This window comes from Streptantibioticus parmotrematis (genome assembly GCF_019890615.1).
Taxonomy (GTDB): domain Bacteria; phylum Actinomycetota; class Actinomycetes; order Streptomycetales; family Streptomycetaceae; genus Streptantibioticus_D; species Streptantibioticus_D parmotrematis.
Map to the genome: position 1 here is coordinate 119,580 of NZ_JAINVZ010000002.1, position 22,112 is coordinate 141,691.

Annotated in this window: 22 protein-coding genes; 17 read left to right on the forward strand and 5 right to left on the reverse strand. The window is 71.8% G+C overall.

Features of this window, described 5'->3' with window-relative positions; translation table 11 throughout:
• Nucleotides 1-74 precede the first annotated feature (74 nt).
• From K7472_RS03290 to K7472_RS03300, 3 genes are all read left to right on the forward strand, one after another.
• Nucleotides 75-1,496, forward strand: a complete 1,422-nt coding sequence (locus K7472_RS03290) for a dihydrolipoyl dehydrogenase family protein (RefSeq protein WP_222973700.1) — start codon at nucleotides 75-77, stop codon at nucleotides 1,494-1,496.
• A gap of 364 nt (nucleotides 1,497-1,860) precedes the next feature.
• Entirely contained in the window at nucleotides 1,861-3,513 is a 1,653-nt protein-coding gene (locus K7472_RS03295) for a succinic semialdehyde dehydrogenase (RefSeq protein WP_222973701.1), read from the forward strand.
• Between the two features lie 107 nt (nucleotides 3,514-3,620).
• Nucleotides 3,621-5,450 (forward strand): GMC oxidoreductase, encoded by a 1,830-nt coding sequence (locus K7472_RS03300; RefSeq protein ID WP_222973703.1) that lies wholly within the window; start codon nucleotides 3,621-3,623, stop codon nucleotides 5,448-5,450.
• 511 nt (nucleotides 5,451-5,961) lie between these two features.
• Here the strand turns inward: K7472_RS03300 and K7472_RS03305 are convergent.
• On the reverse strand, nucleotides 5,962-6,336 hold the full coding sequence (locus tag K7472_RS03305) for a chorismate mutase (RefSeq protein WP_222973705.1): 375 nt from the start codon (nucleotides 6,334-6,336) through the stop codon (nucleotides 5,962-5,964).
• 365 nt (nucleotides 6,337-6,701) lie between these two features.
• On the opposite strand from K7472_RS03305, the gene guaA reads away from it, so the two are divergent.
• The 4 genes from guaA (at nucleotide 6,702) to K7472_RS03325 (ending at nucleotide 10,580) form a co-directional block, all read left to right on the forward strand.
• Complete coding sequence (gene guaA / locus K7472_RS03310) at nucleotides 6,702-8,318, forward strand: glutamine-hydrolyzing GMP synthase (protein ID WP_222973708.1); 1,617 nt, start codon at nucleotides 6,702-6,704, stop codon at nucleotides 8,316-8,318.
• Nucleotides 8,319-8,418: 100 nt separating this feature from the next.
• Complete coding sequence (locus K7472_RS03315) at nucleotides 8,419-9,015, forward strand: Uma2 family endonuclease (RefSeq protein ID WP_222973711.1); 597 nt, start codon at nucleotides 8,419-8,421, stop codon at nucleotides 9,013-9,015.
• Between the two features lie 40 nt (nucleotides 9,016-9,055).
• The gene (locus K7472_RS03320; protein ID WP_222973713.1) at nucleotides 9,056-9,862 is read left to right on the forward strand and encodes a class II aldolase/adducin family protein; all 807 of its coding nucleotides are present in this window, start codon (nucleotides 9,056-9,058) and stop codon (nucleotides 9,860-9,862) included.
• 157 nt (nucleotides 9,863-10,019) lie between these two features.
• The gene (locus K7472_RS03325) at nucleotides 10,020-10,580 is read left to right on the forward strand and encodes a DoxX family protein (RefSeq protein ID WP_252395026.1); all 561 of its coding nucleotides are present in this window, start codon (nucleotides 10,020-10,022) and stop codon (nucleotides 10,578-10,580) included.
• A gap of 3 nt (nucleotides 10,581-10,583) precedes the next feature.
• Here K7472_RS03325 and K7472_RS03330 read toward each other — a convergent pair whose 3' ends face one another.
• Together K7472_RS03330 and K7472_RS03335 are read right to left on the reverse strand one after the other, a co-directional pair.
• Nucleotides 10,584-10,859, reverse strand: a complete 276-nt coding sequence (locus K7472_RS03330; RefSeq protein WP_222974409.1) for a hypothetical protein — start codon at nucleotides 10,857-10,859, stop codon at nucleotides 10,584-10,586.
• Nucleotides 10,846-12,240 carry a PspC domain-containing protein gene (locus K7472_RS03335; RefSeq protein WP_222973715.1) on the reverse strand — a complete coding sequence of 465 codons (1,395 nt, stop codon included), beginning with the start codon at nucleotides 12,238-12,240 and terminating at the stop codon, nucleotides 10,846-10,848. The genes K7472_RS03330 and K7472_RS03335 overlap by 14 nt, the downstream gene beginning before the upstream one ends.
• Nucleotides 12,241-12,481: 241 nt before the next feature.
• Here K7472_RS03335 and K7472_RS03340 point away from each other — a divergent pair, with 241 nt between their 5' ends.
• Entirely contained in the window at nucleotides 12,482-13,756 is a 1,275-nt protein-coding gene (locus K7472_RS03340; protein ID WP_222973717.1) for an ATP-binding protein, read from the forward strand.
• On the forward strand, nucleotides 13,753-14,451 hold the full coding sequence (locus K7472_RS03345; protein WP_222973720.1) for a LuxR C-terminal-related transcriptional regulator: 699 nt from the start codon (nucleotides 13,753-13,755) through the stop codon (nucleotides 14,449-14,451). The genes K7472_RS03340 and K7472_RS03345 overlap by 4 nt, the downstream gene beginning before the upstream one ends.
• 18 nt (nucleotides 14,452-14,469) lie before the next feature.
• Here K7472_RS03345 and K7472_RS03350 read toward each other — a convergent pair whose 3' ends face one another.
• Nucleotides 14,470-15,018, reverse strand: coding sequence for an ATP-binding protein (locus tag K7472_RS03350; RefSeq protein WP_308013747.1), 549 nt, complete (start codon nucleotides 15,016-15,018; stop codon nucleotides 14,470-14,472).
• A gap of 18 nt (nucleotides 15,019-15,036) precedes the next feature.
• Between K7472_RS03350 and K7472_RS03355 the strand changes: the two genes are divergently transcribed.
• The 3 genes from K7472_RS03355 to K7472_RS03365 are packed head-to-tail and all read left to right on the forward strand — an operon-like array spanning nucleotide 15,037 to nucleotide 16,427.
• Nucleotides 15,037-15,849: a helix-turn-helix domain-containing protein gene (locus tag K7472_RS03355; protein WP_252395027.1), complete on the forward strand. Its 813-nt coding sequence runs from the start codon at nucleotides 15,037-15,039 to the stop codon at nucleotides 15,847-15,849.
• A complete protein-coding gene (locus K7472_RS03360; protein WP_222973722.1) occupies nucleotides 15,846-16,034 on the forward strand; it encodes a DUF397 domain-containing protein in 189 nt (62 codons plus the stop codon). Before K7472_RS03355 ends, K7472_RS03360 begins: the two co-directional genes overlap by 4 nt.
• Before the next feature lie 15 nt (nucleotides 16,035-16,049).
• Entirely contained in the window at nucleotides 16,050-16,427 is a 378-nt protein-coding gene (locus K7472_RS03365) for a DUF397 domain-containing protein (RefSeq protein WP_222973723.1), read from the forward strand.
• A gap of 83 nt (nucleotides 16,428-16,510) precedes the next feature.
• Here the strand turns inward: K7472_RS03365 and K7472_RS03370 are convergent, their stop codons facing one another.
• A complete protein-coding gene (locus tag K7472_RS03370) occupies nucleotides 16,511-17,293 on the reverse strand; it encodes an MBL fold metallo-hydrolase (protein WP_222973724.1) in 783 nt (260 codons plus the stop codon).
• A gap of 104 nt (nucleotides 17,294-17,397) precedes the next feature.
• On the opposite strand from K7472_RS03370, the gene K7472_RS03375 reads away from it, so the two are divergent.
• The 5 genes from K7472_RS03375 (at nucleotide 17,398) to K7472_RS03395 (ending at nucleotide 22,089) form a co-directional block, all read left to right on the forward strand.
• Complete coding sequence (locus tag K7472_RS03375; protein ID WP_222973725.1) at nucleotides 17,398-18,000, forward strand: TetR/AcrR family transcriptional regulator; 603 nt, start codon at nucleotides 17,398-17,400, stop codon at nucleotides 17,998-18,000.
• Between the two features lie 718 nt (nucleotides 18,001-18,718).
• Complete coding sequence (locus tag K7472_RS03380) at nucleotides 18,719-19,429, forward strand: polysaccharide lyase family protein (RefSeq protein ID WP_222973726.1); 711 nt, start codon at nucleotides 18,719-18,721, stop codon at nucleotides 19,427-19,429.
• A 426-nt stretch (nucleotides 19,430-19,855) separates the two neighbouring features.
• Nucleotides 19,856-20,353: a SigE family RNA polymerase sigma factor gene (locus K7472_RS03385; RefSeq protein WP_222974317.1), complete on the forward strand. Its 498-nt coding sequence runs from the start codon at nucleotides 19,856-19,858 to the stop codon at nucleotides 20,351-20,353.
• On the forward strand, nucleotides 20,346-20,768 hold the full coding sequence (locus K7472_RS03390) for a hypothetical protein (protein ID WP_222973728.1): 423 nt from the start codon (nucleotides 20,346-20,348) through the stop codon (nucleotides 20,766-20,768). Before K7472_RS03385 ends, K7472_RS03390 begins: the two co-directional genes overlap by 8 nt.
• Nucleotides 20,769-20,844: 76 nt before the next feature.
• Nucleotides 20,845-22,089, forward strand: a complete 1,245-nt coding sequence (locus K7472_RS03395; RefSeq protein ID WP_252395028.1) for a mannosyltransferase family protein — start codon at nucleotides 20,845-20,847, stop codon at nucleotides 22,087-22,089.
• The last annotated feature ends 23 nt before the right edge of the window (nucleotides 22,090-22,112 follow it).

Sequence of the window (22,112 nt, forward strand, 5' to 3'; positions counted from 1 at the left end):
GCGGGACGCGGCGGGGCGGGGGCGCGCGTACCGTGGGAAGGGACTCCTGACGTAGCGCGCGCGAGGAGGACCCCATGGCTGCCGGTCCTGTGGACTACGCGGATGTGATCGTCGTGGGGCTCGGCCCCGGTGGGGAGGATGCCGCTGGAAGGCTCGCGGACGCGGGACTGGACGTGGTGGGCGTCGACGAACGGCTGGTCGGCGGGGAGTGTCCGTACTACGGCTGCATCCCGTCGAAGATCATGGTGCGCGACGCGGACCTGCTGGCCGAGGGGCGCCGCATCCCCGGGCACGCCGGGACGGCGATGGTGCACCCCGACTGGCACCCGGTCGCGCGCACCGTGCGCGAGGCCACCATGGACTGGGACGACAAGATCGCGGTGGACCGGCTGACCGGCCGCGGCGTGCGCTTCCTGCGCGGCACCGGCCGCCTGACCGCCCGTGACGAGGTGACCGTCGCGGACGGCGACGGCAACGAGACCGCCATCCGGGCCCGCCGCGCGATCGTGCTCGCCGTCGGCAGCGAGCCTGCCGTGCCGCCGGTGCCGGGGCTGGCCAGGACGCCGTACTGGACCAACCGCGACGCCATCACCGCCGAGGAGCCACCGCGCTCCCTGCTGGTGCTCGGCGGCGGCGCGATCGGGCTGGAACTGGGGCAGGCCTTCAGCAGGTTCGGCACCGCGGTGACCGTGGTCGAGGGCGGCCCGCGCCTGCTGCCGCGCGAGGAGCCGGAAGCGCACGAACTGCTGCTGCGCGTCCTGACCGAGGACGGGCTGAACGTGCACACCGGCGCCGAGGTCGGCTCCGTGGAGTACGGGGACAGCTGCGGCTTCACCATGCGCTGCGCCCGCGGTGAGCGCTTCACCGCGCAGCGGCTGCTGGTCGCCACCGGCCGCCGCACCCCGCTGGCCGGGCTGGGCGTGGTCGCCGTCGGGGTGGACCCGGACGCACGGGCGATCCCGGTGGACGAGCGGATGCGGGTCATCGCGCCCGGCGGCGGCAGGCCCGGGGTGTGGGCGCTGGGCGACGCCACCGGCAAGGGCGCGTTCACCCACGTGTCGATGTACCAGGCGGAGCTGGTGGTGCGCGGGGTGCTCGGCGAGGGCGGCGCGCCGGCGGCGTACCACGCGGTCCCGCGGGTCACGTTCACCGATCCGGAGGTCGGCGCGGTCGGGCTGACCGAGGCGGAGGCACGGCAGCGGGGGCTCGCGGTGCGCAGCGGTTTCACGGACCTGGCGGCGAGCAGTCGCGGCTACGTCCACCAGACGGGCAACGCGGGCTTCGTGAAGGTGGTCGCCGACATGCTCAGCGGCGTCCTGGTGGGCGCGACTGCGGCCGGGCCGTACGGCGGCGAGATCCTCGGCGCGCTCGCGGTGGCCGTCCACGCCCGGGTGCCGTTGGCGGTGCTGCGCGAGCAGATCTGGGCGTACCCGACTTTCCACCGGGCGATCGGCGACGCGCTGAAGGATGCCCTGGCGGGTAGCCCGGCACCGTGAGGGGTGTTGGACGGTGCGCACGATGGCCTCTCCCGGACCCGTGAGGGAACGCTGGACGGTGCGCACGATGGCCTCCGGCGGCCTGTCTCCGCCGCCGCCGGCCGCGGGGCCCGCGACGGCCCGTCCGCACGCGAGCGCTCGCCGCCGCACCGCCCGCGCTCGCCGCCGCACCGCTCCCGCCCCCGTCCGCCTGACGCCCCCTGGAACCGAATGCCTGCCCCCGGGGAACCCGAACGCCTGCCCGCATCCATGTCTCGCGCAAAAAGAGAATCGCGCCAGCAATCACTGGCGTATTTGTGGATGACCCGTGAAATCCGGTTACCGCCGGGTATCCAAAAGCGCGCGGCGGTCGTAACCTCGCGCCATGACGGACGCGCAGGCCTCAGCCACGACTCCCGACGCTCCCGGCGGCACCGACGACGTCACGCCGGGCGGTGTCCCCCGCAACCCCGTGCTCCCGGCCGGTCCCCGTGCCGCGGCCGACGTCGTCACCCCTGAGCTGGTCGCCCGCCTCACCCGGGGCGTCGCGGGCTCGGGCCGTACCGCCAACCACACGCCGTTCACCGGTGAGAAGCTGGCGGACCTGCCGGAGGCCACGCCCGAGGACGTCGCCGCCGCCTTCGAGCGGGCCCGCACAGCCCAGCGGGCCTGGGCCGAGACCCCGGTGCGGCGGCGCGCCGCCGTGCTGCTGCGCTTCCACGACCTCGTGCTGCGCCGCCAGTCCGAGGTGCTGGACCTGATCCAGCTGGAGACCGGCAAGACCCGGCTGCACGCCCACGAGGAGGTGCAGGCGGTCACCGTCGCCGCCCGGCACTACGGCCTGAAGGCCCCCGCGTACCTGCGCCCCAAGCGGCACACCGGTGCCATCCCGGTGCTGACCAAGGTCACGGAGCTGCGCCACCCGCGCGGTGTCGTCGGCCAGATCGCGCCGTGGAACTACCCGCTGGAGCTGTCCATCGGCGACGCGCTGCCCGCCTTCGTCGCGGGCAACGCGGTCGTGATGAAGCCGGACACCGAGACCGCGCTGACCGCGCTGTGGGCCCGCGAGCAGCTCATCGAGGCCGGGCTGCCCGCCGACGTCTGGCAGGTCGTCATCGGTGACGGGCCGGTCGTCGGACCGGCGGTCGTGGAGCACGCCGACTACGTGTCGTTCACCGGCTCCACCCGCACCGGGCGGGACGTCGCCACCCGTGCCGCCTCCCGCCTGATCGGCGCCTCACTCGAACTCGGCGGCAAGAACGCCATGTTGGTGCTGCGCGACGCCGACCTGGACAAGGCCGCCGAGGGCGCGGTGCGCGCCTGCTTCTCCTCCGCCGGCCAACTCTGCATCTCCATCGAGCGGTTGTACGTCGACGAGTCGATCGCGGAGGCGTTCCTGGAGCGCTTCGCCGCCCGTACCCGCGCCCTCAAGCTCGGCACCGCGCTCGCCTACGGCGCGGGCATGGGCTCGCTCGCCGGGCAGCGCCAACTCGACGCCGTCGTAAGGCACGTCGAGGAAGCGGTGGCCAAGGGCGCTACGGTGCTCGCGGGCGGCCGGGCGCGCCCCGACATCGGCCCGTACTTCTTCGAGCCGACCGTCCTGGACGGCGTCGAGTCCCCGATGGCCGTGTGCACCGAGGAGACCTTCGGCCCGGTCGTCTCCGTCTACCGCTTCCGCGACGAGGCCGAGGCGGTCGAACGCGCCAACGCCACGCCGTACGGGCTCAACTCCTCGGTGTGGACCCGCGACACCCGCCGCGGCGCCCGCGTCGCCGCCGCCCTGCGCACCGGCACGGTCAACGTCAACGACGGCTACGCGCCCGCCTACGGCAGCGTCCAGTCGCCGATGGGCGGCATGAAGGACTCCGGGCTCGGCCGCAGGCACGGTTCCGAGGGCATCCTCAAGTACACCGAGGCGCAGACCGTGGCGACCCAGCGGCTGCTGCCGATGGCGCCGTCGCTCGGCATGGACGACGAGAAGTACGCCGCGTTCATGAGCCGCAGCCTGCGCGCGATGAAGGCGTTCCGCCTGCGCTGACCGGGCCGCCCGGCCCGGATCGCCGCCATCCGCCGACCGCGGCGTCCCGGCCTGCCCCCTGACCGCAACGCCCGCCCCCGCCCGCACCACCTAAGGACTGAGCACTGGTGTCGTACGACTACGACGTGATCGTGATCGGATCGGGCTTCGGCGGATCCGTGAGCGCCCTGCGGCTGACCGAGAAGGGCTACTCGGTCGGCGTGCTGGAGGCCGGCCGCCGCTTCACCCGCGCCACCCTGCCGAAGAACTCCTGGGACATCCGCAACTACCTGTGGGCCCCGGCGCTCGGCCTCTACGGCATCCAGCGCATCCACCTGCTCAACAACGTGATGATCCTGGCCGGGGCCGGGGTCGGCGGCGGTTCGCTCAACTACGCCAACACCCTCTACGTGCCGCCCAAGGCGTTCTTCACCGACCGTCAGTGGGGCCACATCACCGACTGGCAGCGGGAGCTGGAGCCCTACTACGCGCAGGCCCGGCGGATGCTCGGGGTGCGGCTCAACCCCACGATGACGCCCTCCGACGTCCACCTGAAGGCCGCCGCCGAGAAGATGGGCGTCGGCGACACCTTCCACATGGCACCGGTCGGCGTCTTCTTCGGCGACGGCGAGGACGCCGACGGCTCGGCGAAGGCCGCCCCCGGGACCGAGGTGCCCGACCCGTACTTCGGCGGCGCGGGCCCGTCCCGCAAGGCCTGCACCGAGTGCGGCGAGTGCATGACCGGCTGCCGCCACGGCGCCAAGAACACCCTCAACGAGAACTACCTCCACCTCGCCGAACGCGCCGGCGCCCGCATCCACCCCATGACCACGGTCACCGCGCTCGCCGACAACCCCGAGGGCGGCTACGACGTCACCGTCGTCCCCACCGACCGGCGCCGCCGCGCGAAGGTCACGCCGCGGGTGCTGCGTTCCCGTTACGTGGTGGTCGCGGCCGGTACGTACGGCACGCAGACGCTGCTGCACCGGATGCGGGACGAGGGACGCCTGCCCGGCATCTCGCCGCGGCTGGGCGAGCTGACCCGGACCAACTCCGAGGCGCTGGTGGGCGCGCAGACCGTCGACCGCCGCTACCGCGAGCGCACGGGGGAGCGGCGCGCCGACTTCACCCGCGGCGTCGCCATCACCTCGTCCATCCACCCGGACGAGAACACCCACATCGAACCGGTCCGCTACGGCCGCGGTTCCAACGCGATGGGCGCGCTGTCCATCCTCCAGGTGCCGCACGGCGGACGGCTGCCGCGCTCCCTCGCCTTCCTCGCCAACTCCGCCCGCCACCCGGTGCTCACCGCGCGCTCGCTGTCCAACCGCCGCTGGTCGGAACGGACCATCATCGGCCTGGTCATGCAGTCCCTCGACAACTCGCTGACCACGTACCGCAAGCGCGGCGGCGTCGGCAAGGGCCTGCTCACCGCCCGGCAAGGCCACGGCGCGCCCAACCCCGACTTCATCCCCGAGGGCGCCGAGGCGGCCCGGCTGATCGCCGAGGACATCAACGGCTTCGCGGGCAGCAACGTCGGCGAGCTCATGGGCACCCCGCTGACCGCGCACTTCCTCGGCGGCTGCCCGATCGGCGAGGACTCCGAGCACGGCGTCATCGACCCGTACCACCGCCTCCACGGGCACCCCGGCATCGCGGTCGTCGACGGCTCGGCGGTCTCCGCGAACCTCGGCGTCAACCCGTCGCTGACGATCACCGCGCAGGCGGAACGGGCGATGTCGCTCTGGCCGAACAAGGGCGAGGCGGACCCGCGCCCGGCCCAGGGCGAGGCCTACGAGACCGTCGCGCCCGTGCCGCCGCGCGACCCCGCCGTCCCTGCGGACGCCTTCGGGGCGCTGGTGCTGCCGGTCCCGACGGTGCCGCCGAAGAAGCGGAGGAAGCAGGGGAAGCCAGAGGCGCCCGGGCGCGCGGAGACGCCCACGGACGCGGCGGAATAGGCGTAGGCGCCCACGGAGGATGACGGCGCCCACGGACACGGCGAGGTGAGGCTCGCCGGAGGGGTGGCGTCCACCGGCGTCCCGCCGACTCACTCGATCGAGCGTCGTGAGCCCCGGGAACGCATGCGTACGAGTCGGGAACGCGTGCGTGTGGGTAGGGTGCATCGCGTGTTGTTCGCAGAGCGGCCGGGCCCAGGCGTCCCCGGGACCGACCGCCTCTTTGTGTGCGGCGACCGGGCTGCTGTCCCCTGCTGACCGGTCACCTCTGGCACCGGGGCGAGGTCCCACGACGTGCAACCCAGGCACGCCTCATCGCCCCGGTGAACTCCACCCAGCTGCGCCTGAGTGGTCTCCACGCGTGGTTGTTTCCATCCCGACCGCCCCTGGCTGGAACGGCACTCGGTCCAACGAACCGCCGCCCGGCCGGTCACGTGCCGTACGGGTGATGGGCCCCGAACGGGCTACCCGGCGCACCTCGTGCCGGGCCGCGCCGCCGCCGGGGCCCGTCGCGTCAGACCCGGCCCCGGCACAGCTCCAGCAGCGTCATCGCCAGCGCGGTGCCCGGCTTGCCCAGCTCGTCGCTGTACGTCCCGATGATCTCCATTTCGCGTGCCAGGTTGACGCGTCGGCCGCCGGAGCCCAGGCGGGCCCGCTGGATGCCCTCGGAGACCGCGACCCGGTCCCGTACCAGCGCGAGGATCCGCCGGTCCAGGTCGTCGATCCGTTCCCGCGCGCCGGTGATCAGCGCCGCGGCCTCGTCGGTCCGCGCGCCGGTGTCGGCCGTCGCGACCGTGGTCGTCTCCGCGACCGTGGTCGTCTCCCTGGCCGCGCTTGTTTCCGTGGCCATGGCCGTGGCCGTGGTCGGCATCGTGGTCGTGGTGCTCATGTCGTGGCTCCCGCCTGTGGTGCGGAGCCCCCGCCGTGCGTACGGTCGCGGAAACGCCAGGCGCCCCGGACCGAAACCGGTCCGGGGCGCCTGATGGGTGTCTGGGGTTCGTTCAGACAGCGTGACCATGGCAGCCGGGCCAGCCGGTGCCATAGGTAAACGCGAAACGCGTGCCGCTGAACATGCCGCCATTATGCCCGACGTCCGGGCGGCCCGGCCGCCCTTCCGGCAAGCCGCCCGCGGGGCTGCCCGCAAGCCCGGCCGGAGGGCCGCCCGCCCCCGGAATCGGGCACCGATCCGGTAGCCGTCGTATCAACGGTAGAATCGGGAACCGATCCCTTGTAGCAATCGCCGGAAGGCCGCCCGTGGCATCAGCGACCCCCGCCCCGCTCGACAACGCGACACCGGACACCCCGGACACCCCTGACGTCGTTCTCGTTGTCGACTTCGGAGCGCAGTACGCCCAGCTCATCGCCCGCCGCGTCCGCGAGGCCCGGGTCTACAGCGAGATCGTGCCGGGCACCATGCCGGTCGCGGAGATGCTCGCCAAGAAGCCGAAGGCGATCATCCTGTCCGGCGGCCCCTCGTCGGTCTACGAGGAGGGCGCGCCGCGGCTGGACCGCGCGCTGTTCGAGGCCGGTGTCCCGGTCTTCGGCATGTGCTACGGCTTCCAGCTGATGGCCATCACCCTCGGCGGCTCGGTCGACAACAACGGCCGCCGCGAGTACGGCCGCACCCCGCTGCACGTCGCCAAGCCCGGCTCGACCCTGTTCGAGGGCACCCCGGACGAGCAGACCGTGTGGATGTCGCACGGCGACGCCTGCTCGGCCGCCCCCGAGGGCTTCACGGTCACCGCCTCCACCGACGAGGTCCCGGTCGCCGCCTTCGAGAACGACGCCCTGCGGCTCTACGGCGTCCAGCACCACCCCGAGGTCATGCACTCCACGCACGGGCAGCAGGTGCTGGAGCACTTCCTGTACCGGGGCGCGGGCCTGGAGCCCACCTGGACCACGCACAACGTCGTCGAGGAGCAGACCGCCGCGATCCGCGAGCAGGTCGGCACCAAGCGCGTCATCTGCGGCCTGTCCGGCGGCGTGGACTCCGCGGTGGCCGCCGCCCTCGTGCAGAAGGCCGTCGGTTCCCAGCTGACCTGCGTCTTCGTGGATCACGGTCTGCTGCGCAAGGGCGAGGCCGAGCAGGTCGAGAAGGACTTCGTGGCCGCCACCGGCGTGCAGCTGAAGGTGGTCGACGCGCAGGAGCGGTTCCTGGCCGCGCTCGCCGGGAAGACCGACCCGGAGGAGAAGCGCAAGATCATCGGCCGGGAGTTCATCCGGGTCTTCGAGCAGGCCGCCTCCGAGGTCGTCGCCGACGCGGGCGCGCACGGCGAGCAGGTCGAGTTCCTTGTGCAGGGCACCCTCTATCCGGACGTCGTGGAGTCCGGGGGCGGCACCGGCACCGCCAACATCAAGTCCCACCACAACGTCGGCGGCCTGCCGGAGGACCTCCAGTTCCGGCTGGTCGAGCCGCTGCGCAAGCTGTTCAAGGACGAGGTGCGCAAGGTCGGCGAGGAGCTGGGCCTGCCCTCCGAGATCGTCTGGCGCCAGCCGTTCCCCGGCCCCGGCCTCGGCATCCGCATCATCGGCGAGGTCACCCGCGACCGGCTCGACCTGCTGCGCGACGCCGACGCGATCGCCCGCGAGGAGCTGACCGCGGCCGGTCTCGACCGCGAGATCTGGCAGTGCCCGGTCGTGCTGCTGGCCGACGTCCGCTCGGTCGGCGTCCAGGGCGACGGCCGCACCTACGGTCACCCGGTCGTGCTGCGCCCGGTCTCCTCCGAGGACGCGATGACCGCCGACTGGTCGCGGCTGCCGTACGAGGTGCTGGAGCGGATCTCGACGCGCATCACCAACGAGGTCGCCGAGGTCAACCGGGTCGTCCTCGACGTGACGAGCAAGCCGCCGGGCACGATCGAGTGGGAGTGACCTCCCGTTTCGTCAACGACCGCACCGTCGCTCATTCGTTTGGGCGGCGGTGCGGTCATTTGTGCTGGGTACGCTCGTCGTACGGCAGAGAATCCCGTCCATGGGAGGCACCATGACCGCTGAGCCCGCCCGCGCCTGGCCGATGCCGCCGCAGGACGGCTACACCGTGGACGACCTGCTGACGTTGCCCGACCTCCCGCCGCACACGGAGTTGATCGACGGGAGCCTGGTCTTCGTGAGTCCGCAGCGCAGTTTCCACAGCGACACCATCGACCTCCTGGTCGCTGGTCTGCGCGGCACAGTGCCCCCGGAGTACCGGGTGAAGCGTGAGATGACGGTCGTCATAGACCGCCGCAACGGCTTCGAGCCGGACATCTCCGTGCTGAGGGCCGAAGCGGTGACCGGCCGCACCCAGACCTATTACGAGGCATCCGCCGTGGTGCTGGCGGTGAAAGTGGTCTCACCGGACTCCGAGGCCAGGGACCGGGACACCAAGCCGCACAAGTACGCCGCCGCGGGAATCCCGAACTTCTGGCGAGTGGAGATGGCCCACCACAACGAGATGCCCACCGTCCACGTCTTCTCGCTGGCTCCAGCCACCCGGACCTATGTTCACCAGGGTGTTCACCACAGTCGGCTCAAGCTGACCGAGCCGTACGTCATCGACATCGACCTCACCGCCATCGACCAGCTCTGACCCCTGGCCAAGCGGTGTACCTGGCGGTAACTTCCGTCGCATGACGGACACCAGCGCGCGCCACGCTCCCGAGCCGATACCCACCGACCAGCTCCAGTTCGCCCTGCCGCCGTCCTTCGGAGACGACGTCGCCGCCGAGCGCCAGTACCGCAAGGAACGCCTCACCGCCGCCCTCCGGCTCTTCGGGCGGTTCGGGTTCGAGGAGGGTGTCGCCGGGCACATCACCGCCCGCGACCCGGAGTTCACCGACCATTTCTGGGTCAATCCGTTCGGCATGTCCTTCAAGCACATCACCGTCAGCGACCTCATCCTGGTCAACCACTCCGGCCAGGTCGTCGAGGGCCGGTACCACGTCAACCAGGCCGCGTTCGCCATCCACAGCCAGGTGCACCGGGCCCGCCCCGACGTGGTCGCCGCCGCGCACAGCCACTCCACGTACGGCCGCGCGCTGTCCGCGCTGGGCGAGCTGCTGGAGCCGATCACGCAGGACGTCTGCGCGTTCTACGAGGACCACGCGCTGTTCGACGACTACACCGGTGTCGTGGTGGACGCCGAGGAGGGGCGCAGGATCGCGGGGGCGCTCGGCCCGCACAAGGCGGTCATCCTGCGCAACCACGGGCTGCTCACCGTCGGCGACTCGGTGGACGCCGCGGCCTGGTGGTTCATCACGATGGAGCGCTCCTGCCAGGTGCAGCTGGCCGCGAAGGCGGCGGGCAAGCCGGTGCCGATCAGCCACGAGAACGCGGTCCACACCCGCGACCAGCTCGGCAACGACCTCGTCGCCTGGATCAACTACCAGCCGCTGTTCCAGCAGATCAGCCGCAGCGAGCCGGACCTGTTCACCTGATCCGGTGGCGGAGCGCCGCCCGGCCGCGTCGGCCGGACGCACGGGCCTGTCAGGGGCGCGGGCCCGGCTGCGCCGGTCGGGCGTATCGCGTGAGCGGATGGCTCCCGTACCCCGTACACCCGGTCACACAGGTTGAATCGGAAGAATCGGTGACGTGATGACCGGAATCGACGCGATGAACCAGACGACCACGGGCTCCGACCCGAACCACCGCGGCGACGGCGGGCCGAGCGGACTGCGGGCCCTCGCCGTCCGCTACGCCCTGCTGCCGCTGCGCGTCTTCCTCGGCGTGACGTTCGTCTACGCCGGCCTGGACAAGCTCACCACCCCGGCGTTCTTCTCCGGGAGCGGCCCCGACGCCCTGGTGACCACGCTGCACGCGGTGCGCGACAGCGCCGCCATACCCGGACTGGTCGACCTCGCGCTGAAAAGCCCGGCCGGGTTCGGCTACGCGATCGCGTTCGGCGAGCTGGCCGTGGGGCTCGGCACGCTGGTCGGGCTGCTGGGCCGGGTCGCGGCGGCGGGCGGCGCGCTGATCTCGCTGAGCCTGTGGCTGACGGTGAGCTGGTCCAGCACGCCGTACTACTACGGCAACGACCTGGCGTACCTGATGGCGTGGCTGCCGCTGGTCCTGGCCGGGGCGCCCTACCTGTCGCTTGACGCGCTGATCGCCAAGCGGCGGCGGCACCGCGGGACGACCGCCGCCACGGACGCCTAGGGTCTAGGACCGCTTGCGGCGGCGGCGTTCCCGTACCGCCTCCGTCGCCGCCGTCGTCGCGCCGGTCAGGGCCAGGCCGATGCCCAGGGTGGGCGCGAGCAGCCACGTTTCGGGGTGCCACAGCCCGGCCGCATCACAGCCGAAGGCGGCGGCGATGCCCAGGAAGAGCAGCCCGGCCACCAGGGACGCCGGTTCGAACCTCGGCCCGCGCTGGGCTTCGTCGTCAGACGCCGGTTCGAACCTCGGCTCGCGCCGGGTCTCGTCGTCAGGACTGGTCACGCAGCACCTCCAGCTCTCCGGTGCCCAGGCGCAGGTCGAGGGCGACCGTGCCGCCGGACGCGGTGCCGCTCGGGGGCGCGAGGGTGACGGAACGGTTCTGGTCGGGGGCGACGCGGACCTTGTGCGGGCCGTCGCCGATCCGCAGGTCGCCGACGCCGACGTGGGCGGTCAGCCGCACGGTGGCGTTCCGCGGCACCCGCACCTCCAGGCGTCCGGCGCCGACCGACACGGACGTCGCCGTCGTCGCGCCGTGCGGCGGCGCGAGCCCGGTCAGGTCGAGCTCCGCCTCGCCGGTGCCCAGGTCGTAGTGCGGCCGGACCTGGGCCGCGGTGGCGGGACGCCAGGTCACGTTCCCCCAGTGGGTGCCCACCGACGGCGGCACCAGCGAGGCACCGGCGAGCAGGACGCAGGTGAGCACCGCCCAGGTGATCGTGCCGCCCGCCCTGACCCCGGTGAAGGCGGCGGTGACGAGTCCGATGCCGAGCACCGACAGCGCGGCGACCAGCCCGGTCTCCAGGATCGTGCGCAGCGCGTGCCCGTGCCAGGTCGCGGTGATCCCGGTCCCGCAGGCGGCCACCGCGAGCAGGAAGGCGATCGCGCCGAGGTAGGACCGCCGGGGGCGGCCTGCCGTGGGCCGGTCCGCGTCGCCGTCCCGCTCCTTCTCGTACACGCTCTCGTACGTGCTCTCGTACGCGGAGGAACCAGCGCCCGGGCCTTCCTCCGGCCCCCACAGGTAGCGCGTCCCTCGCCCGTCCGAGCCGCCGCCCGCGGGCCCGTACGCGTCGGACTTGTCGAACGACACCGTGCCCGCGCTGGTCGTCCGCCACCACGAGGGCGTCGCGGTCGGCGGCGGCTGTGCGGCCGGTGGCGCGTCGGCGACCTGCGCGGCCCCGCCCGCCACGGAACCCTCGGCGTCGCCCTGCCCGGCGGCCGGCATCGTCCTGCGCCGGTACGACCAGTAGACGGCGCCCACGGTGGCGGCGGCCAGGCACAGTGAGAACCCCTGGTTGTCGCCGTTGTCGATGGTGGACAGGAACAGCCCGGAGCCCACCAGCGTGCACAGCACGGCGGTCAGCGAGCCGCCCTCCAGACGTCCCGACAGCAGCCTGCGCAGCTCCGTCTCGTCCTCGCCGTCCATCGGGATCAGCAGCCAGCCGATGCCGTACGAGATGAGGCCGATGCCGCCGGTCAGGGCGAGGACGGCGATCACGACGCGGAAGACGACCGGGTCGATGCCGAAGTACCGGCCCAGGCCGCCGCACACGCCGCCCAGCACCTTCGGGCGGCGGCTGCGGGTCAGCAGCCTGCGCGGCGGTCCGGCGTCCCGCCCGGGCCCGGAGGCGTCGGGGGAGGCGGCCTCCCCGGTCGTGTGGTCCGTCATGCGCCCATCGTGCCGGGTGGGGGAGGGTGACCGGTATCCGTGAGGACCCTGGCGGGACCCTGATCCGGGATCGGGGTGGGCCCCCGGGGGAGCGGCTGGGCGGCCGGGGCCGGGCGGGAGCGGCCGTGAGGCGGGCCCGCGGAACGACAGGCGGCGGGCCCGCGGAACGGCAGGCGGGGTCCGGGGTTCTCCGGGGACAACCCTGATGCCGCGACGCCCGCCGCCGTGTGACCATCGAGGCATGTCAGCCACGTCCGCGCCCGCGCCGCCCGCCGGGCCCGCCCGCGACGCCTCCGACGACCCGCCCCCGCCGCGGCTCTACCGCAGCTCCGAGGGCCGGATCATCGGCGGCGTCGCGCGCGGGCTCGCCGGGCACCTGGGCCTGCCGGTGACGTGGGTGCGCGTGGTCTTCGTCATCCTGGCCATGTTCGGCGGGCTCGGCGTGCCGCTCTACGCGGTCTTCTGGTTCGTGGTGCCGCTGGGCATCGGCGGCGTGGACGCGGCGAAGGAGCCCTGGGACGCGCGGTCCTGGCTGGCCGGGCGCAGGCCCGATCGCGGCTCGGTCCTCGCGCTGGTGGTGATGCTCGCGGGACTCGCGGTCGTGGTGGACAACCTCCACCTCGGCGTCGCCAACGCCTACGTCTGGCCGATGCTGCTGATCGGCGCGGGCGTCGCGCTGGTGTGGCGGCAGGCGGACAACGCGCGGCGCGCCCGCTGGGTCGAGATGAGCCGGGGCAAGCGCTTCTGGCCGCTGGCGCGCGGCGTGGGCGGCGTGATCCTGGTGGCCGCCGGGGTCACCGCGTTCCTCGTGCTCCAGGGATCGGCCCGCCACCTCGGCGCGATCGTGCAGGCGTCGCTGGCCGTGCTGGTCGGCATCGCGCTGCTCGCCGGACCGTACGTCGTGCGCATCACCCAGGACCTGTCCGACGAACGCATGATGCGCATCCGCGCGCAGGAACGCGCCGAGGTCGCCGCCCACGTGCACGACTCCGTGCTGCACACCCTCACCCTGATCCAGCGCAACGCCGACGACGCCCGCGAGGTGGCCCGGCTCGCCCGCGCCCAGGAACGCGAGCTGCGCGCCTGGCTGTACCGGCCCGAGGGCACCGGCCGCGAGGACGAGCCGGACACCCTGGCCGACGCCGTGCGCCGCGCCGCCGCCGAGGTCGAGGACCACCACGGGGTGCCGGTCGAGGTGGTGTGCGTGGGGGACTGCCCGCTGGAAGGCGCGCTCGGCGCGTTGATGCAGGCGGCGCGTGAGGCGATGGTCAACGCGGCCAAGTACGGTGGCGACGGGCCGGTGCAGGTCTACGCGGAGGTCGAGGACGGCCGCGTCTTCGTCTCGGTGCGCGACCGCGGTCCCGGCTTCGACCTGGACGCGGTGCCCGACGACCGCATGGGCGTGCGCGAGTCGATCATCGGCCGCATGCGGCGCAACGGCGGCGAGGCACGGCTGCGCGCCGCGCCCGGCGGGGGAACGGAAGTCGAGTTGGAGATGGAGAGGTCGGCGGCATGACCGAGGAAACCCAGGGGACCCAGGGGCAGGCGGCCCGTCAGGTGCGGGTCGTGCTCGTCGACGACCACCGGATGTTCCGCACCGGGGTGCAGGCGGAGATCGGCGAAACGTCGCGCACCGGCGTGGAGGTCGTGGGCGAGGCGGCCGACGTCGACCAGGCCGTCACGGTGGTCACCGCCACCCGGCCCGACGTCGTCCTGCTCGACGTCCACCTGCCGGGCGGCGGGGGCGTCGAAGTGCTGCGCCGCTGCGCGCCGTTGATGGGCGACGCGGACCACCCGGTGCGCTTCCTCGCGCTGTCGGTCTCGGACGCGGCGGAGGACGTCATCGGCGTGATCCGCGGCGGCGCGCGCGGCTACGTGACGAAGACGATCACGGGCCCGGACCTGGTCGACAGCGTCTTCCGGGTGGCGGACGGCGACGCGGTGTTCTCCCCGCGCCTGGCGGGCTTCGTCCTCGACGCGTTCGCCTCGACCGACGCGCCGCCGGTGGACGAGGACCTCGACCGCCTGACCCAGCGCGAACGCGAGGTGCTGCGGCTGATCGCGCGGGGCTACGCGTACAAGGAGATCGCCAAGCAGCTGTTCATCTCGGTCAAGACCGTCGAGTCCCACGTCTCGGCGGTCCTGCGCAAGCTGCAGCTGTCCAACCGGCATGAGCTGACGAGGTGGGCGACGGCGCGACGGCTGGTGTGAACGCGGACCTGTAAGGGGCTAGGGGCTCAACTCCCGCCCGTTCTCGGGGGCTTCGGGCTGAACGGGCGGGTCGGGCGCCGCGAGTTCGAACCACACCGTCTTCCCGACGCCGTACGGTCTCGGCTCCACGTCCCACGCGTCCGCCAGCGCCTCCACCAGGGCGAGCCCGCGCCCCGACTCGTCCTCGTCGCCCGCCTCGCGCCGTTTGGGCCACGCGTCACCCGCGTCCGACACTTCTACGCGCAGCCGCCCGCCGCTCAGCACACACCGCACGCCGATCTCCCGGCCCGGCGAACTCCTCGCATGCGTACACGCGTTGGTCACCAGCTCGCTCACCAGCAACACGGCGGTCTCGATGGCGTCCTCCGCCAGCTTCCAGTCGTGCGCCCGCGCACGCAGGAGCGCACGGGAGCGCCCGGCGCTGCGGGGTGTGCGCGGGAGCCGCCATTCACATTCACTTGTTCGAGGGGAAGTTACTGCATTCACATCACATACGGTGCGTGTCTGGTCGTACGGTCCGGAGTAACGGCTCGTGTACGGCGACGACCGTACGCGTGAGGTACGCACGGAGGGTCAGACGATGCGATGAACGACTCCGAACCGCCGATGGCCTGGCGCTACTGCGGCAGCCAGATCAAACTCTGGCGCGAGAAGGCGGGCGTCACACGGGACAAGCTCGCCCAGACGGCGAGCTACGAGTACGAGACGATCAAGTCGATGGAGACGGGCAGGAGGAGGCCGACGCTGCGCGTCCTCCAGGTGGCGGACGAGCTGTGCGGGGCGGGAGGGTTACTGCTCGCCGCGCAGGACTACCTGAAGCCGGAGAAGTTCCCGGCGCGGTCGCGGGAGTTCATGCTCATCGAGGCGGAAGCGATCACCATCCACTCGTACGAGGCGCTGCTGATCCCGGGCTTGCTCCAGACGGAGGCGTACGCGCGAGCGTTGATCAACGAGAGTTGTCCGCCTCGGGATGACGAGACCATTGAGGCGCGGATCGCCGCACGGCTGCAACGACAGGGAAAGTTGACGTGCAAGCCACTCACCCATTGCAGCTTCGTGCTCTACGAGGGGTCATTGCGATCCCTCGTCGGCGGCCGGGCAGTGATGAAGGAGCAACTGCTGCGGCTAGTCGAGCTGGGCAAGCTGCGCAACGTCTCCATCCAGGTTCTCCCGGTCGACAAGGGGGCCAACTCGGCAGCACTCGACGGTTCGTTCGTCCTCCTGGAAACGGCCGATCACGAGCACTACGCGTACATCGAGAGCCAGGACACGAGCACCCTGTACTCCGATCCTGACAGACTGAGTTCGCTGAGCCAGCGCTATGGCATGATCCGCATGCAGGCCCTCAACGTAGAGGCGTCGGCGGAGTTCATCAGCAAGCTGGCGGAGGAACTATGAGCACCGAACTGGCCTGGTTCAAGTCGAGTTACAGCGACTCTCACGGCGGCAACTGCGTCGAAATCGCCCCTTGCGCCAATGCCATCCGCGTGCGTGACTCGAAGGACAAGTCCGGGCCGCAGCTCGCCTTCTCGCGTGACGCGTGGGCCGCGTTCGTGGAGTTCGCTGCGACTCAGTCCGCGTAGTCCGTAGGAGGGGCCATGGCCGGCGGGTTAGCGTGGTTCAAGTCGAGCTACAGCGACTCGGAGGGCGGTGCCTGCGTCGAAGTCGCCTTGTCGTGGCGGAAGTCGAGCCACAGTGACGACCAAGGCGGCGCCTGCGTAGAGGTCGCCCTCCCGTGGCAGAAGTCGAGCCACAGCGACTCGCAGGGCGGCGACTGCGTGGAAGTCGCGCTTCCGTGGCAGAAGTCCAGCCACAGCGACTCCCATGGCGGCGCCTGCGTCGAAGTCGCCGCCTGCGCGGCCATGGTTCACGTACGTGATTCCAAGGACCCCGAAGGGCCCCGCCTCGCGTTCATGCCCGACGCCTGGGCCGCGTTCGTCACGTTCGCGTCGGCCCGGGCGTCGTGCGACGGCTGACGCTGTGAGGTGAGTCGGCGGGTGCACGTCGGGCTCGGGCGACCCCGGCGCGACCGGCCCCCTCGGCACGGCGGACTCTCCCGTCACATGGTCAGGTCCAGCCATTCCCCGACGGCCAGCGTGTGCGCGCGTTGGCCGGCATACGTGCGCAGTTCACTCTCCGGGTCGGCGACCTCGACGTAGCCCGCGATCTTGTCCGGCTGCTCCGGCTCGTAGTGGATCGGGACCGCGTACCGGGCGTCGAGGATCTCCGCCGCCGCGGCTGCCTGCCTCGGGTCCAGCGCGGCAGGCAGCGGGCTCGGCGGCTGGAGGTGCGGCGCGTCGACGACGGCTCCGTTGGCGGGCAGGAACACCGCGTCGAACGGACTGAACCGGCGCGCGATGAGCCACCAGTAGCCGTGGAACATCGTGTCGCCGCCGTGGAAGACCCGCTGTCCGTCGGCCTCCACCACCCAGTTCAGCTGGGGGTCGCCCAGCCCGTCCACGGCCGGGACGGCGGTGACGCGGAACGGCCCGATCTCACGGGTGGACCAGACGTCGACGACAGTGGCCGCCAGCCGGTGCCGGGTCAACTCGCCCTCAGCCAGCAACGTCGTCATGTTGTCCACGTCATCACCGGGGCCAGGAGCCGGTCGCAGCACCGGCGCTCCCGGTACCAGCACCTCCGCGAGCGCGGGCGCGTCGGTGTGATCCCGGTGCAGGTGGGTGACCAGCGCGACGTCGACCTTCCCGGTCGGCGCCGCCAGCCACTCGCCGGGCTTCCACGCCGTGAACAGCGGCGAGATGTCCCGCACGTAGTCGATCACCAGTCGCTTGCCGCCGGCCTCGATCTCCAGTCCTGCCCAGCCCAACCGTCGCACTCGCATCCCGTACTCCTTGGTCTCGTTAATTGGTCTCGGTGACGGCGGCAAAATTAGCGTACGGACGTTCTCCAAGTAAATAGCGGACGCTCGTACGCTATGCTCGTCGCATGTCGCCACGCCGCTCAGTAGCCGAAGCGCAGGCCACGAAGGGCCGGATCCTCAGCCGTGCCGCTGAGATCGCCTCCGAGGAGGGGCTGGACGGCATCACCATCGGACGGCTCGCTGAGGCGCTGGAGATGAGCAAGTCCGGGGTGCACAAGCACTTCGGCACCAAGGAGTCGTTGCAGATTTCCACGCTGGACAAGGCGTTCGTGGACTTCTGGCACCGGGTGGTCGAGCCCGCGCTGGGCGAACCCCCGGGCCTGCGGCGGCTGCGCGCGGTGTGCGCCAACTCCGTGGGCTATCTGGAAGCGCCGCTGCTGCCCGGCGGCTGCCTGATGACCGCGGCGCTCACCGAGTACGACGGCCGCCCCGGCCGGGTCCGCGACGCGGTGGCCGAAGTGTGGTCGCGTTGGCGGGAACAGCTGCGGGCGGACCTGGCCGCGGCGGTGGAGAACGCCGAACTGCCTGCCGGGTTCGACATCGACCAGGCACTGTTCGAGATCGTCGCCGCCGGACTGGCGCTGAACGCGGCCATGCAGCTCCAGCACGACCGGTCGGCCGCGGGCCGGGCCCGCTTCGCGATCGAACGGGCGTTGAAGCAGTCCTGACCGCGCGTCAGGCCGTTCACCGGCCTGAGAGTTGTCGTCAAATGGCACGCCCTCATCAGGAGTGAGGCGAGGGCGGGGCCAGAACTTCCCGACGGCCTCGACGCGGCCGCGCCGCCGGACCGGCGATCACGCGGTACGACCGTCGAAAACCGTCGCCCAGCGAGCCGCCGTGGCCGTGCCCTGGCCGCGCGGACGCTGTTCTGGCGGCCGCCATCGGCCCCGACCTCGGTGAAGACCGGTCCGATCAACGTGCCCCGGGCGGCGGGCACGTCGCCGCGGTACGGACGACGAGCGCTCACCCACCGCGCCCGGCGGGCTCCGACGCCGCCCGTCGCAAGAGCACCCCGAACCACCAACTGCCGGGATCAAAGGGCCTCTCGCGGGCCTCTCGCGGAGACCGACTCACAAAACCACGTCCCGAGCGACTCCCACAGCCGTCCTCAAAAAGCCTTGACCTACTATTGAGTAATAGTCGGCCGAGAGGTGTGGACCGCTATACCCCTTAGTTCGTCAAGTTTCCGAAAATCCTTGACGATTCCCCTTTTTCGTTCCCGGGTTGCCTGGACGGTCAACAAAACGTGACCCGGCGAATTGATTGCCGGTTCCTGTCGCCTTCTGGTAGAAACTGGCGCCGTCGGAGATCCCGGCCGTTCAGCAATCCCCCCACAACCCTGGAGGTCTCGTGCCGACGCATGCCCGCAGGAAACCGCGAATCCCCTTGTTCGCCGTCGCAGCCGCCGCGGTGGCCGTACTGGCGGCCAACACCTGGTCGGCCGAGGCGTCCGAGGTGTGGAACGGTGACGCCTCGCAAGGCACGAAGGTGTTCGGCAACCTCGACTGCGCGTCGCCGGGGAGCGTCACCCCTGTCGCCGGAACCGACGGACACGGAACGGTCTTCCGCTACACGAAGGCGGTCGGCGTCTACCGCTGCGAGTCGCGCGGTATACGGGTCGACGGCTCCCGGTACCAGTTCGCCGACAGTCATACGTACTGGTTCGGCTGGCAGCAGAGGTTCGCCGTCGTGCCCACCGGGAGCGACTGGGTGCCCTGGCAGTGGAAGTCCTATCCGGACGCGGAGCAGGACTACCCCCTGCTGATGACCGTGAGCGACGGCAAGCTCAACCTCGTCTACGTCGGCCCGGGCCAGGGCTGGAAGTACATCTGGTCCAAGCCGGTCACCGCCTACGACTGGAACCGGGTGGCGATCGGCATCCACACGTCCTCCTCCGCCTCCGCCGGCAGCGTCGAGCTGTACTACAACGGAGTCAGGCAGACCTTCACCAACGGCTCCACCAACTACACCGGCCGCACCTGGGACTCCGCCAACGAACCGAAATGGGGCGTCTACGACCGCGGCGACACAACGCATCTGCTCACCAACTGGGTCGACGGTCTCAAGCTCGGAACCACCTACGCCGACGTGAGCTGAGCGGTCGCTCTGCCCGGTATTCGCTCCTGGAACTCGGGGCAGAGCCCGAACACCGGATTTCTGCCGCATTAAGCGGAAATCGCGGAACCCGGGGGGCGGTTCAGCGGTGACGTCACGTGGTGAACCCCCTTTTCGCGGCGCCCGAGGCTGCCATCATCGCCGGGGCCAAGGCTGGAGAGAAACAGCCGTCCGGCGGCCTGATGGCAGCCTCGGTCTTTTCCGGCGACAGGTTCGACGACAGGTTCAACGACGGGCGAGACGACACCGAGAGGCGTCCACTCCGTAGCCGGGGACTTCGGCGTGAGACGTACGGTCGTCGCTGCGCGGTTACGTGAGGACCCTCACACCGATTCCACCTGACCGGTGTCGACCTGGCGGCCCCCGGCGGGCGTATCCCTGGTGAAGCGAGAGATCCGGGAGTGGCCGTTGACCGTCGAGGAGTTCGAAGAGTTCTACGCCCAGACGGTGACGCGGCTCACGGGCCAGCTGTACGTGATGACCGGCGATCTGCACGAGGCGCAGGACGTGGTGCAGGAGGCGTTCGTCAGGGGCTGGAGCAGGCGTCGGCAGCTCGACCGGGACGGGCGGCCCGAGGCGTGGATCCGTACGGTCGCCTGGCGTATGGCGGTGAGCCGGTGGCGCTTCGGGCGCCGGTCGGCCGACGCCTGGAAGCGCAGCGGCGCCCCGCCCCACGTCGAGGGGCCGGGGCCGGAGCAGCTGGCGCTGGTGGAGGCGTTGCGCGAACTGCCCGCCCAGCAGCGGCGGATCATGACCCTGCACTACCTGTGCGATCTGATGGTCGAGCAGATCGCCGGTGAGACGGGGCTTTCGGTGAGCACCGTCAAGACGCACCTGAGCCGGGGCCGGACCGCGCTCGCCCACCGCATGCAGGATCCGCGCGTCGAGGAGGCCCCCGGTGCCTGAGCCCCAGGACCCGTTGCGGTCCCTCTTCCAGCAGGCGGCCCAGGCCGGGCAGGCCCGTACCGTCGCGCCACCGGTCGCGTACATCACCGGGCGGGCCGAACGGGCGCGGCGACGGCTCGTCGTCCTCGCCGCGGTCGTCTGCGTGCTCCTCGCCGGGGGAGCGGCCACCGCGGTCACGCTGCTGCCGCACCGGCCGGCCCTGGAAGTCCCGGCGACCAGTCCCTCGCCCTCGCTGAGCGGCAGCCCGACGCGGACGCCCACGTCGTCGAGTACGGGCGATCCGACCGCGCCGGGAACGGGAGCCCCGACCGCGCCGACCAGCGGGCAACCGGTACGCACGACGCCGCCCTCCGCCCCGTCCACCGGCCCCCGGTCCACGTCCACCGCGCCCGGGTCCGCCACCACCGCCCCCTGATCGAAGCCACCGCAGTCGTGACCCAGTGGGTCGTCCCTGGATCACGCATGCCTCCGTACATCCTGAGGAGCCCGATATGTGCGCGATGTCGCCCACCGCGCGGGAGCACGCACCGGCCGCCCCGAAGCGCCCCGCCGCACCGGGACCACCGCACCGGCGCCTTCCCGAACGCCCGCGCCTTCCCGGTCGGCCGCGCCTCGGCCCGGCCGACCGGGACGTGCTCTGGCTGTACCTGCTGACCCGAATCGGCATCTGGATCACCGCCTACAGCGTCCGATGGCTGTTCCCGGCCGACCCCGGCACCCGTAGCCCCGGTCCGCTCCTCGCGCCGTTCCAGCAGTGGGACTGGGTCCACTTCCTCGACATCGCCCGCGACGGCTACTTCCCCGGCGGCGCGGGTCCCTGGCAGAAGGGCTGGGACAACCGGGAGGCGTTCTTTCCCGGCTTCCCGCTCCTGCTCCGCGCCGTCCACGTCCTCGTCCCCGACTGGACTCTCGCCGGGCTACTGATCTCCTTCGTCGCGGGAGCCGTCGCCGTGGTGGCCCTGGCGCGCGTCGCCCGCCTGCACCTGCCCGAGCCCGACGCCGGGCGGCGCACGGTACTGATCTTCCTGCTCTCCCCCTGCGCGATATTCCTGGCCGTCGGCTACACGGAAGCCCTCTTCCTCGCCCTCGCGCTGCCCGCCTGGCTCGCGGCCCGGCACCGCGACTGGCCCCTGGCGGCCGCACTGGCGGCCCTGTCGACCGCGGTACGCGTCAGCGGCCTGTTCCTCGCCGCCGCGCTCGCCCTGGAGTTGCTGCTCTCCGTCCGCGCCCGCCGGGACCTGCGACCGCTGCCCTGGCTGGCCCTGCCCGCCGTACCGGCGCTGCTCTACGGCTGGTACCTGCACGCCCGTACCGGCGACTGGATGGCGTGGCAGCACGCCCAGGAACGCGGCTGGTACCGCACGTTCCACACACCCTGGGACGCCTGGAGCACCACCTGGCACAACGCGTTCGGCCACGCCCAGACCACCGGCTACGCCTTCATGTTCCAGGCCGAACTCGTCGCCATGGTCGTCGGCGTGCTCCTGCTCGGCCTCCTGATACGTGAACGCCGCTGGCCGGAAGCCCTCTACATCGGCCTCAACCTGTGCGCCCTGGGAACGTCCTACTGGTACATGTCCATCCCGCGCGCCACCCTCCTGTGGTGGCCCCTGTGGACCGCCCTGGCCTCCCGGGGCCTGCGCTCCCCCCGCTTCCACACCGCCTGCCTCAGCCTCACCGTCCCCCTGACCACGGTCTTCGCCCTCACGTACCTGTCAGGACGCTGGGCGGGCTGACGCCTCAGGCGCGAGGAGTCGGT